The sequence below is a fragment of the Bacillus sp. T-10(2022) genome, from assembly GCF_056502895.1.
Genome location: NZ_CP113518.1, coordinates 1,851,750 through 1,863,581 on the forward strand (window position 1 = coordinate 1,851,750; position 11,832 = coordinate 1,863,581).

11 protein-coding genes are annotated in these 11,832 nt (G+C 40.5%); all 11 read left to right on the top strand.

Going from position 1 to position 11,832, the window contains the following annotated elements; translation table 11 throughout:
* Nucleotides 1-13: 13 nt before the first annotated feature.
* The gene (gene sucD, locus OSJ91_RS09120) at nt 14-916 is read left to right on the top strand and encodes a succinate--CoA ligase subunit alpha (RefSeq protein ID WP_241591141.1); all 903 of its coding nucleotides are present in this window, start codon (nt 14-16) and stop codon (nt 914-916) included.
* Between the two features lie 119 nt (nt 917-1,035).
* Nucleotides 1,036-1,902 carry a DNA-processing protein DprA gene (gene dprA / locus OSJ91_RS09125; protein WP_485891397.1) on the top strand — a complete coding sequence of 289 codons (867 nt, stop codon included), beginning with the start codon at nt 1,036-1,038 and terminating at the stop codon, nt 1,900-1,902.
* 267 nt (nt 1,903-2,169) lie between these two features.
* Nucleotides 2,170-4,245: a type I DNA topoisomerase gene (gene topA, locus OSJ91_RS09130; RefSeq protein WP_350301993.1), complete on the top strand. Its 2,076-nt coding sequence runs from the start codon at nt 2,170-2,172 to the stop codon at nt 4,243-4,245.
* 425 nt (nt 4,246-4,670) lie between these two features.
* Nucleotides 4,671-5,978, top strand: coding sequence for an FADH(2)-oxidizing methylenetetrahydrofolate--tRNA-(uracil(54)-C(5))-methyltransferase TrmFO (trmFO, locus tag OSJ91_RS09135; protein WP_413016603.1), 1,308 nt, complete (start codon nt 4,671-4,673; stop codon nt 5,976-5,978).
* A 59-nt stretch (nt 5,979-6,037) separates the two neighbouring features.
* Nucleotides 6,038-6,940, top strand: a complete 903-nt coding sequence (xerC, locus tag OSJ91_RS09140) for a tyrosine recombinase XerC (protein ID WP_350301995.1) — start codon at nt 6,038-6,040, stop codon at nt 6,938-6,940.
* Nucleotides 6,941-6,960: 20 nt separating this feature from the next.
* Nucleotides 6,961-7,488, top strand: a complete 528-nt coding sequence (hslV, locus tag OSJ91_RS09145) for an HslVU peptidase proteolytic subunit (RefSeq protein WP_350301996.1) — start codon at nt 6,961-6,963, stop codon at nt 7,486-7,488.
* Between the two features lie 12 nt (nt 7,489-7,500).
* Complete coding sequence (hslU, locus tag OSJ91_RS09150) at nt 7,501-8,910, top strand: ATP-dependent protease ATPase subunit HslU (RefSeq protein ID WP_137018743.1); 1,410 nt, start codon at nt 7,501-7,503, stop codon at nt 8,908-8,910.
* Between the two features lie 107 nt (nt 8,911-9,017).
* Nucleotides 9,018-9,797: a GTP-sensing pleiotropic transcriptional regulator CodY gene (gene codY, locus OSJ91_RS09155; RefSeq protein WP_057278408.1), complete on the top strand. Its 780-nt coding sequence runs from the start codon at nt 9,018-9,020 to the stop codon at nt 9,795-9,797.
* A gap of 761 nt (nt 9,798-10,558) precedes the next feature.
* Nucleotides 10,559-10,954 carry a flagellar basal body rod protein FlgB gene (flgB, locus tag OSJ91_RS09160; RefSeq protein ID WP_350301997.1) on the top strand — a complete coding sequence of 132 codons (396 nt, stop codon included), beginning with the start codon at nt 10,559-10,561 and terminating at the stop codon, nt 10,952-10,954.
* Nucleotides 10,954-11,412: a flagellar basal body rod protein FlgC gene (gene flgC / locus OSJ91_RS09165; RefSeq protein ID WP_076366538.1), complete on the top strand. Its 459-nt coding sequence runs from the start codon at nt 10,954-10,956 to the stop codon at nt 11,410-11,412. The genes flgB and flgC overlap by 1 nt, the downstream gene beginning before the upstream one ends.
* Nucleotides 11,413-11,435: 23 nt before the next feature.
* Nucleotides 11,436-11,744, top strand: a complete 309-nt coding sequence (gene fliE, locus OSJ91_RS09170) for a flagellar hook-basal body complex protein FliE (RefSeq protein ID WP_485891398.1) — start codon at nt 11,436-11,438, stop codon at nt 11,742-11,744.
* The last annotated feature ends 88 nt before the right edge of the window (nt 11,745-11,832 follow it).

Below are 11,832 nucleotides of genomic sequence, written 5' to 3' on the forward strand. Positions count from 1 at the left end.
AGGGGGGAACATAATGAGCGTTTATATTAATAAAGATACGAAAGTGATCGTTCAGGGAATCACTGGTGCAACAGCATTATTTCATACAAAACAAATGTTGGAATACGGCACGAAAATCGTTGGAGGAGTCACTCCGGGTAAAGGTGGAACAGAAGTGGAAGGGGTACCTGTATTCAATACAGTTTCCGAAGCTGTCACTGAAACCGGCGCGAATGCATCTGTTATCTATGTACCGGCTCCATTTGCTGCCGATGCAATTCTAGAAGCCGTCGACGCAGAACTTGATCTTGTCATTTGTATCACGGAACATATTCCTGTCCTGGATATGGTCAAGGTTAAACGCTACATGGAAGGCAAAAAAACTCGCTTGATCGGACCGAACTGCCCAGGTGTCATTACTCCTGAAGAGTGTAAGATTGGTATCATGCCAGGGTATATCCACAAAAAAGGCCATGTAGGTGTAGTTTCACGTTCTGGAACTTTGACGTATGAAGCCGTTCACCAATTATCGCAAGCAGGCATTGGGCAATCTTCGGCTGTCGGCATCGGTGGAGATCCCGTTAACGGAACGGATTTCATTGATGTTTTGAAAGCGTTCAATGAAGATCCGGAAACACATGCGGTGATCATGATTGGGGAAATCGGTGGAACGGCAGAAGAAGAAGCAGCAATCTGGGTGAAGGAAAATATGACTAAGCCAGTTGTTGGTTTCATTGGTGGCCGTACGGCTCCAGCCGGTAAACGCATGGGTCATGCTGGTGCCATTATCTCAGGAGGAAAAGGGACTGCTGACGAGAAAATCCGCGTTATGAACGAATGTGGAATTAAAGTTGCCGAAACTCCATCCGTAATGGGTGAAACATTGATCTCCGTCTTGAAAGAAAAAGATATTTACGAACCTTGTAAAACACATTGATTCAAGCTTGGCCGACCTTTTTTTGGGTCGGCCTTTTTTTCCTCCACTTTCCTCGGGAGACACCAAGTGCATCACTATCAACCTACTTTTAAAAAATATCCGATTAGGGGCGTTTCCAATTGAATAAAAGAGAAAAGTTAATCCATCTCCATCATTGCCGCGGAGCAGGATGGAAAACAATCCAAATAATCATGTCCAAAGACCCGTCATTATCTTCCCTGTTCACGACGAATCACGCTGAATGGGCAAAAATGCTCCCTATCCCTTCAAATAAGCTCAACCTCTTTCTCAAAGATTTACATTCACTCAATACCATCGATAAACTTAAATTATACGAAGATAGCCAAATTCATTGTTTGACGATCTTCGATGATGAATACCCTTTTTTGCTGAAGCAAATATTCGATCCTCCGTGGGTTCTTTATTTTAAAGGCGTTAAGAGGCTTTTAACAAGGAAGAATACGCTAGGTGTTGTTGGAACGCGTAAGCCAACCTCGTATGGTCTGGAGGCCTTAAAAACGATTCTATTACCGCTTGTAAAGAAAAAGTTCGTGATCATAAGTGGAGTGGCGGCTGGAATCGATGCAGAGTCACATAAGATCACATTAAGCGAAGGCGGAGATACGATTGGGATTTTAGGAGGGGGGCTTATGCAAATATATCCAAAATTTAATGTCCCCCTTGCTGAAGAAATCATCAAAAAAGGCTTGCTTATATCTGAGACTCCACCGGAAATGAGGGCGGAACCTTGGATGTTTCCGCTTCGGAATCGAATCATCAGTGGATTATCACAGGGAGTATTCGTGGTCGAGGCAAAAGAAAGAAGCGGATCCCTTATTACGGCACAAGCTGCATTGGAACACGGCAGGGATGTGTTTGCACTTCCTGGTAATGTTACGAGCCCTGAATCGCTGGGGACCAATCAATTGATTTCTGATGGTGCCAAACTTGTTTTGAGTGCCAGGCAGATCGAGGAAGAGTTTTGAACAATATAATATAGAAGATAGACGGAGATTCAAACGGGAAAATAAAGAAAAAAAGGTGGTTTTTTAAAAGGATGGGTTGAATTATTAGACAAAAAGGTTGAAAATATTGTAAAACTGTTATAAGTTTTGCAAATGGCACCTCTTGTCAAAATACCTATAAATAAATGAATCAGCATGCTTTGAAAAGTAAAGAGGTGTTGACAAATGATTTTTGAATGATTAATAATAGTGAAGATTTATATTACCTCTTTGAGGAGGATTTATTGGATGTCAGAATACTTAGTGATTGTGGAATCGCCCGCAAAGGCGAAAACAATAGAACGTTACTTGGGAAAAAAATATAAAGTAAAGGCTTCCATGGGGCATGTACGCGATTTGCCTAAAAGTCAAATGGGTGTCGATGTTGAACATGAATATGAACCTAAATATATAACTATCCGCGGCAAAGGCCCGGTTTTAAAAGAATTGAAAACCGCTGCAAAAAAAGCGAAAAAAATCTATCTCGCGGCTGACCCCGACAGGGAAGGGGAAGCCATTGCTTGGCACTTGGCCCACAGTCTTGATGTTGACGTTAACTCAGATTGCCGCGTGGTATTCAATGAGATCACGAAAGAGGCTATCAAAGAATCATTTAAATCACCGAGGCCAATAAATATGAAATTGGTTGATGCCCAGCAGGCAAGAAGGGTCTTGGATCGTTTGGTCGGATACAATATAAGCCCGCTTTTGTGGAAAAAGGTGAAAAAAGGCTTAAGCGCGGGACGGGTCCAATCGGTTGCTGTACGGATGATCATTGACCGGGAGAAGGAGATCAAAGATTTTACCCCTGAAGAGTATTGGACAATCAAGGCTGATTTTGTAAAAGGAAAAGAACAGTTTGAAGGTTCCTTCTTCAGCATTGGCGGTGAGAAGAAGGAGTTGAATAACGAAGAGGACGTCAAAAAAGTGCTCGCTTCTTTAAATGGCGGCGAATTTACGATAGGAGCTGTGGCTAAAAAAGAAAGAAGGCGCAATCCAGCCGCTCCTTTTACGACTTCTTCCCTGCAACAGGAAGCGGCACGTAAATTGAATTTCCGTGCAAAGAAAACCATGATGCTTGCTCAACAGCTTTATGAGGGAATCGAGCTTGGCAAGGAAGGTACAGTCGGGTTAATCACTTATATGAGAACCGATTCGACCCGGATTTCCGATGTTGCGAAAGAGGAAGTCCATACCTTCATTCAAAATAATTATGGTAAAGATTATGTTCAGGTTGAACAGCGCAAAGAGAAAAAACAGACTAATGCCCAGGACGCCCATGAAGCGGTCAGGCCAACAAGCACATTACGTGAACCGGGTGTAGTCAAGGAATTCTTATCCAGAGATCAATTCCGTCTTTATAAATTGATTTGGGAACGATTCGTTTCTAGTCAAATGTCTTCGGCGGTCATGGATACGATGAGCATCGACCTGCATAACGGGGATGTCATCTTCAGGGCAAATGGTTCAAAAATTAAATTCCCAGGTTTCATGAAGGTATATGTTGAAGGGTCCGATGACTCGGTGGAAGAAAAGGAAAATGCACTTCCTGATGTGAAAAAAGGGGATCAATTCTTTTCAAAAGATATCGAGCCGAAGCAGCATTTCACACAGCCTCCGCCCCGATATACTGAAGCCCGTCTTGTCAAAACCCTAGAGGAACTGGGAATAGGCCGTCCTTCTACATATGCTCCTACCTTGGATACGATTCAAAAACGGGGCTATGTTACCTTGGATAATAAACGGTTCATACCGACAGAGCTTGGTGAGATCGTTCTTGAATTGATACGCGAATTCTTCCCGGATATTCTTGATGCAGAGTTCACTGCCAAGATGGAACAGGAATTCGACAGCGTCGAGGAAGGCAGTATCGAATGGATAAAGGTCATCGATGAATTTTATAAGGAATTTGCAGTTCATTTGGCTAAAGCCGAAGTCGAGATGGAGAAAATTGAAATCAAGGATGAACCTGCAGGTGAAGATTGCGTGGAATGCGGACATGGGATGGTCTTTAAGATGGGGCGTTATGGAAAGTTCATGGCATGCAGTAATTTCCCGGATTGCCGTAACACAAAGCCAATCGTTAAAGAAATCGGTGTTAAATGCCCAAAATGTAAAGAAGGAAACATCATTGAAAGGAAAAGTAAAAAACGCCGCATATTTTACGGGTGTGATACCTATCCTGGCTGTGACTTCATATCTTGGGATAAACCGCTGCCGCGGAGTTGTCCAAAATGTGAAGGTACACTTGTTGAGAAAAAACTCAAAAAAGGCGTCCAGGTACAGTGCATGGATTGTGATTTCAAAGAATTGCCCCAAGCATAGAAAAGGCCGTGAAATCGTTTACTATCATTGTGAACTATCGAAAAAACCTAAATATAAATTGACTCGGCATCTGCCGAGTTTCTTTATGTTCAGGTAAGTATGATATCATGATAGTATGTGGATTTACTTCCAAGAAGAAAATGGATAAAGCTTGAAACTTTTTTATTTAAGCCATGTGATGTAAAATTCAGTGGACAAGTACATTCCTTTAAAGATATAATTCCTATTTGTGTCCGTTATCCTTTTTAGAAGAAATGGATTGCAGGAAGAATGCCGGCTATCTGGCATATTCTTTAATTATCGTTTGCAGGAATGAGTATTTCGGGTATAAATACATAGATATCGTTAAAAATGAAATTTTTATGAAAGCAGTTTTAATGATAAATGATCCTGTCTTATCATATCTATACATGGAGGTTCGAAAAATGAAAGAAACAAAAGTAAGTGTAATCGGTGCTGGGCTTGCTGGAAGTGAAGCGGCGTGGCAGTTAGCTAAAAGAGGAATTAAAGTCGATCTATATGAAATGCGCCCTGTAAAACAAACGCCAGCCCATCATACCGATAAATTCGCTGAACTTGTTTGTTCCAATTCACTTCGGGCAAATACGTTAACAAATGCAGTTGGTGTATTAAAAGAAGAAATGCGTATTCTGGATTCGGTCATCATGTCCGCAGCAGATGCTTGTGCTGTACCGGCTGGCGGTGCTTTAGCTGTTGATCGTCATGAATTTGCCGGTCTTGTTACGGAAAGGGTCAAAAATCATCCGAATGTAACGGTCATCAATGAAGAAGTGACGGAAATCCCGGAAGGTCCTACCGTCATTGCAACCGGTCCGCTTACAAGTCAGTCACTATCTGACAGCTTAAAGCAAATCATGGATGAAGAATACTTGTACTTCTATGATGCTGCCGCACCAATTCTTGAAAAAGACAGCATCAACATGGATAAAGTATATTTGAAATCCCGCTATGATAAAGGCGAAGCAGCTTATCTGAACTGTCCGATGACGGAAGAAGAGTTTGACCGCTTTTATGAAGCATTGATTGCTGCTGAAACAGTTCCACTTAAAGAATTCGAAAAAGAAATCTTTTTTGAAGGCTGCATGCCAATTGAAGTGATGGCATCACGCGGGAAGAAAACGATGTTATTTGGTCCATTGAAGCCTGTTGGCTTAGAAGATCCAAAAACGGGAAAACGTCCTTTTGCTGTAGTTCAATTGCGTCAAGATGATGCGGCAGGAACACTTTACAATATTGTTGGTTTTCAGACACATTTGAAATGGGGGCCGCAAAAAGAAGTATTGCAGCTCATTCCTGGATTGGAAAATGCGGAAATTGTCCGTTATGGAGTTATGCATCGAAACACTTTCATAAACTCACCTAATGTTTTGAAGCCTACGTACCAATTCAAGAATCGGGATGATTTATTCTTTGCCGGTCAGATGACTGGCGTCGAAGGATATGTAGAATCGGCTGCATCGGGCTTGGTTGCAGGTATCAATGCTGCGAGGATCGTTCAAGGATCGGATCCTATCATTTTCCCAGCAGAAACGACGATGGGCAGCATGGCAAGGTACATAACTTCGACGAATGGCAAGAGCTTCCAGCCGATGAATGCAAACTTTGGATTGCTTCCAGACCTTGAAGTGAGAATCAAATCCAAAAAAGAGCGGAATGAAACACATGCTAAACGCGCTTTGGACACAATTCAGAACTTTGTGAAAAATTTGTAAAATATTTGCCTGCTGTTTTAAAGTATGATACTATTTATTAGCCTTTGCGAGGTGTTTCCATGATTAATCAAAAAAAGGCATTATCATCCTTCATCGAATATTTACAAATTGAAAAGAACAGTTCACATTACACCATTGAAAATTACAAACGTGATATTCACGAATTTTTTCTGTTCCTTAATGAACAGGGCATTGAGGACATCACGTCCGTTGAATATCTTGATGTCCGGTTATATTTAACGAATTTATATGAGAAAAAACTTTCTAAGCGCACTGTAGCAAGGAAAACTTCTTGTTTGCGGAGCCTTTATAAATTTTTACTACGTGAAGGTGATGTGAAGGATAATCCTTTTTCCCTTGCTTCTTTACCTAAAAAGGATCAAAGACTGCCACGTTTTCTTTATGAGAAGGAAATGGATCAGTTGTTTTCTTCTTTAAATAAAGATTCACCGATAGGAATAAGGAACAATGCCTTACTGGAATTATTGTATGCTACAGGCATTCGCGTAAGTGAATGTTGTGAGATTAAACTGCAGGATATCGACCTTTCCTTAGGGACGGTACTGATCCATGGAAAAGGAAAAAAAGATCGCTACGTTCCGGTTGGTAGATATGCACAGGAAGCGATAGATTTATACATACGTTCAGCCAGGATGGAATTGACTTCGTCTGACGCCAAGGCGCATGTTTATTTATTTGTTAATTTTCGTGGAGACCCTCTGACACCTAGGGGAGTTCGCTATATATTGAATGAATTGATTAAAAAGTCAGCCGCAGATGGAAGTCTTCATCCCCATATGCTAAGGCATTCGTTTGCTACACACCTATTGAATAATGGGGCGGACATTCGCACGGTTCAGGAATTGCTTGGTCATTCAAAAATTTCATCAACGCAAGTGTATACGCATGTTACAAAAGACCAATTGAAAAAAGTCTACAATGCATCACATCCGCGGCCTTAAATGTTGAAAGGGGACACTTTATGACAACGATATTTGCAGTGCATCATAAAGGTGAATGTGCCATGTCCGGTGATGGGCAGGTTACTTTAGGAAATTCAGTAGTGATGAAGCATACAGCGAGGAAAGTAAGAAAAATCTTTAATGGTAATGTCCTTGCAGGTTTTGCAGGTTCCGTTGCAGATGCTTTCACTTTATTTGAGATGTTCGAAGCTAAACTTGAAGAGTATAATGGCAATCTTCAGCGCGCTGCCGTCGAAATGGCAAAGCAATGGAGAAGTGACAATGTATTGAGGAAGCTGGAAGCCATGTTAGTCGTGATGGATAAGAAACATTTACTGCTCGTTTCTGGCACCGGGGAAGTAATTGAACCGGATGACGGGATTCTCGCCATAGGATCGGGAGGGAATTATGCATTGGCTGCCGGCAGGGCATTAATGCGGTTTTCCAGCGACCACCTATCGGCAAAGGAAATCGCTCAATCATCTTTACAAATTGCAGCGGAAATTTGTGTATTTACAAATACGAATATAATCGTGGAAGAGTTGTAAGGAGGAGCGCAAATGTCAAAAAAAGCTAATTTAACACCGAGGCAAATCGTTGAAAAACTGGATCAGTATATCGTAGGGCAGCGTGAGGCAAAACGGGCAGTGGCAGTGGCTCTTCGGAATCGCTACCGACGTTCCCTTCTCTCGGATCAACTTCGTGACGAAGTCGTTCCGAAGAATATATTAATGATTGGACCGACAGGCGTTGGGAAAACAGAAATAGCTCGGAGAATGGCTAAATTGGTAGGTGCTCCTTTTGTAAAAGTTGAAGCAACGAAATTTACGGAAGTCGGGTATGTCGGCCGGGATGTAGAGTCCATGGTCCGTGACTTGGTGGAGACTTCCGTCCGCCTCGTGAAGGAAGAAAAGATGGCCAGCGTAAAGGAACGGGCAGAGGAAAATGCAAATCGCCGTTTAATAGAGCTATTAGTGCCATCCACTAAAAAACAGAGTAATTTCAAGAATCCGCTTGAAGTCTTTTTTGGAGGCAATAACAATCAAGACGAACAGGACCCGGAAGAAAATTCCGAAGATTTAAGTTTGCAGGAAAAAAGAAAAATCGTCGCTGAAAAGCTGGCTAATGGTGAGTTGGAAAGTGAAATGATAACGGTCGAAGTGGAAGAACAGGCAGCTTCGATGTTTGATATGCTCCAAGGTTCGGGAATGGAACAAATGGGGATGAACATGCAGGACGCTTTAGGAAGCTTGATGCCGAAAAAAAGCAAGAAGCGCAAATTGAAAGTAAGCGAAGCGAGAACCGTTTTAACAAATGAAGAAGCGGCGAAATTGATTGATATGGATGAAGTCACTTCCGATGCAGTATACGGGGCTGAGCAAAATGGGATTATCTTTATTGATGAAATAGACAAAATTGCAAGTAAGCAATCTGGAAGTTCATCAGCGGATGTATCAAGAGAGGGTGTCCAAAGGGATATCCTGCCAATTGTTGAAGGTTCGACAGTAGTGACTAAATATGGGTCAGTTAAAACGGATCATGTCCTATTTATTGCTGCTGGGGCCTTTCATATGGCTAAGCCATCCGACCTTATCCCTGAATTACAAGGTAGATTCCCAATTCGTGTTGAATTGAACAAACTGACTGTAGACGACTTTGTACGGATTCTTCATGAACCGGATAATGCCTTGTTAAAACAATATGTTGCATTATTAGAAACTGAAGGTATAGAAATTGAATTTTCTGACGATGCTGTTCGTAAGATAGCTGAAGTGGCCTTCGAAGTAAATCAAAACACTGACAATATTGGTGCGAGAAGACTTCATACCATTTTGGAACGGTTGCTTGAAGACTTATCGTTTGAAGCTCCGGAAATAACGATGGAGAAGATTACAATTACCCCCCAATATGTCGAAGGTAAGCTTGGTTCTATCGCCCGGAACAAAGATTTAAGCCATTTTATCCTTTAATTAAGAAAGAATTGGGCAATGATTTGCCTAGGCAATGAAAATAAAATTACGGAAATACAACTTCATAGTTATTGTGAACCATGGTATTTTTAGGAGGAACAAATCAAATGAACTTATTAGCAAAAACAAGAAAAATCAATGCAATGCTCCAAAAAGCAGCAGGTAAAGCAGTTAACTTCAAGGAAATGGCAGAAAGTTTAAGTGAAGTTATCGAAGCGAATGTTTTCGTCGTCAGCCGCCGCGGGAAATTACTTGGCATAGCGGTAAGTCAGCAAATTGAAAACGAACGCATGTACAAAATGTTGGAAGATAAACAATTCCCAGAAGAGTACACAAAAAACCTTTTCAATATTCCCGAAACCTCTTCGAACCTTGATATCGAAAGCGAATATACTGCTTTCCCAGTCGAAAATAAAGAGCTTTTCGCAACTGGATTAACAACGATCGTACCGATTATGGGTGGGGGAGAACGTTTAGGAACATTGGTACTTGCCCGATTACAAGAAAAATTTCACGATGATGATTTAATTTTGGCTGAATATGGTGCGACTGTAGTCGGCATGGAAATCCTGCGTGAAAAATCAGAGGAGATAGAAGAAGAAGCTCGTAGTAAAGCTGTCGTTCAAATGGCAATTTCCTCGTTATCTTACAGCGAATTGGAAGCAATTGAGCACATCTTTGAGGAGCTTAAAGGTAATGAAGGTCTACTTGTAGCATCCAAAATTGCAGACCGTGTCGGCATCACCCGTTCCGTTATCGTAAATGCACTAAGGAAACTGGAAAGTGCAGGAGTCATTGAATCACGCTCTCTTGGAATGAAAGGTACTTATATCAAAGTATTGAACGATAAATTCCTACTTGAATTAGAGAAGCTTAAAAATAATTAACATACTAAAAAGGCAGTCCTTGAAAAAGGGCTGCCTTTTTTTGTGTGATATTTGGATCTGTTGCTGTTCTGGGACTAACAGGCAAATGCGGGTGTATGACAGGGGTAGAAAGGAAAAAGAGGTAATTCGGATTAAATGGAAATGTGAATATAGGCATGTTTTCTATTAGAAGCAGTAAAAATAGTTAAATTTTTCTTTAAAAGGGTAATTATATTATTATAACTGTCGATATGATGAAAAATGAATGATGATGTCACTTTTTGATTTTAAAAATCCTATTGATAAGGGGGTTCAGCCAGTTGGGGATTTTGTCGACTGGATCAGAGCTTTAAAAAACATCGTTTTTTTCAAAAAAAAGAAAAAATGCAGTAATCATTGTTACCTTAAGAATCCTTTATTTGAAAGGCTGAAATCAACTAAAATGAATAAAAAAAATTAAAGTAAATTTGAAAATTAGTTCTAAAGTATCAGGTATATGGATTTGTTTTTCGATATGATATATAAGCTAATAGCAGTAAAATTTGGTTAATATGTAGAATATCATAATAAAATGTAATATAACGTCATATTAATCCTGTAATTATACTAATAAAAACGACAAATTTGAGTGATTTGTGACATTTTTCGACGATAATAGGTCTAAAGTCTATGTATTGTTTATGGACATAGTAATAATGTTTCTTTAAAATTAAAACGTAAATGCGCTGGATTAATTTATTGACAAAGTCATTATCTGTTAATTATAGAAAGAGGTGATCGATATGGAATTATTTTCGAATACTTTTCAATCACTTGAAAATGCCCTTGATTATTCTAATGCCAAACAAAAAGTCATTTCACAGAACATAGCCAATTCGGATACGCCTAATTATAAAGCTAAAGAGGTCGACAAAACACAATCCTTTAAGGGAGAACTGGAATCTTCCCTGGAGTCATATCGTACCGATGAACGACATTTTACCTTCAAATCAGAGGGGAGTAATGCTTCTCACATCGTGACGCAGAAAAATGTCCGATATAACAATAATGGAAATAGCGTGGACGTTGATAAGGAAATGACGGACCTTGCTGCCAACCAGATTTATTATAATGCAGTAACCGACAGGCTTTCAGGTAAGTTTCAATCATTGCAGAATGTAATTAGAGGAGGTAAGTGATGGGAATCTTCCAAAGTATAAACATGACCGGATCTAGCCTGACGAGTCAAAGGGTAAGGATGGATGTAATCTCCGCTAATATGGCTAATGCCGATACTACCAGGGCGGAATATGACGCCGAATCAAAAACATGGAAGCCATACACAAGAAAATCGGTTGTGCTGCAAAGTAAGGAAAACGGCTTTTCGAGTTTCTTAAACGCAGCATCAGGAAAAACGAGCGAGGTAGGGAATGGAGTGAAGGTGACTGGAATAGTAAAAGATAAAACACCTTTTGAACTGGATTACAATCCCGAACATCCTGATGCCAATGAAGATGGTTATGTTGAAATGCCAAATGTCGACCCGCTTCGGGAAATGGTTGATTTAATGAGTGTCACACGCTCATACGAAGCGAATGTGACAGTTTTAAATGCATCAAAGGGAATGATGATGAAAGCTTTGGAAATCGGGAAATAAAAGTTTGAAAGGAGATTGTTGATATGGAAGGGATTTCTCTTTCTGCAGTGAACAATGCAAGTAATGTTCTGAATAAAGAGCAAAGCAAGACTAATACACCATACGAAGCACAGCAAGATTTTGCGTCGGTATTAAAAGAATCAATGAATAAAGTCAACGAAACACAAGTGGCATCTGACGATCTTACAACCAAATTGGTTAATGGGGAGGATGTTGAGCTTCATTCGGTGATGATAGCTTCACAAAAAGCCAGCGTTACCATGCAGGCTACATTAGAGGTTCGGAATAAGGTTGTGGAAGCCTACCAGGAAATGATGAGAATGAGTATATAGCATTCATTTTTTAACCTCATTATATAGAGAAAAATGACCAGGGGGAAAAGAAATCCCCCAATCATAAATTCATAGACTGACCGGGGGA

What these genes read in the sequence shown, in the direction of transcription:
- sucD (WP_241591141.1), top strand. Translation starts at nt 14, where the DNA reads ATGAGCGTTTATATTAATAAAGATACGAAAGTGATCGTTCAGGGAATC.
- topA (WP_350301993.1), top strand. Translation starts at nt 2,170, where the DNA reads ATGTCAGAATACTTAGTGATTGTGGAATCGCCCGCAAAGGCGAAAACA.
- trmFO (WP_413016603.1), top strand. Translation starts at nt 4,671, where the DNA reads ATGAAAGAAACAAAAGTAAGTGTAATCGGTGCTGGGCTTGCTGGAAGT.
- xerC (WP_350301995.1), top strand. Translation starts at nt 6,038, where the DNA reads ATGATTAATCAAAAAAAGGCATTATCATCCTTCATCGAATATTTACAA.
- hslV (WP_350301996.1), top strand. Translation starts at nt 6,961, where the DNA reads ATGACAACGATATTTGCAGTGCATCATAAAGGTGAATGTGCCATGTCC.
- hslU (WP_137018743.1), top strand. Translation starts at nt 7,501, where the DNA reads ATGTCAAAAAAAGCTAATTTAACACCGAGGCAAATCGTTGAAAAACTG.
- codY (WP_057278408.1), top strand. Translation starts at nt 9,018, where the DNA reads ATGAACTTATTAGCAAAAACAAGAAAAATCAATGCAATGCTCCAAAAA.
- flgB (WP_350301997.1), top strand. Translation starts at nt 10,559, where the DNA reads ATGGAATTATTTTCGAATACTTTTCAATCACTTGAAAATGCCCTTGAT.
- flgC (WP_076366538.1), top strand. Translation starts at nt 10,954, where the DNA reads ATGGGAATCTTCCAAAGTATAAACATGACCGGATCTAGCCTGACGAGT.
- fliE (WP_485891398.1), top strand. Translation starts at nt 11,436, where the DNA reads ATGGAAGGGATTTCTCTTTCTGCAGTGAACAATGCAAGTAATGTTCTG.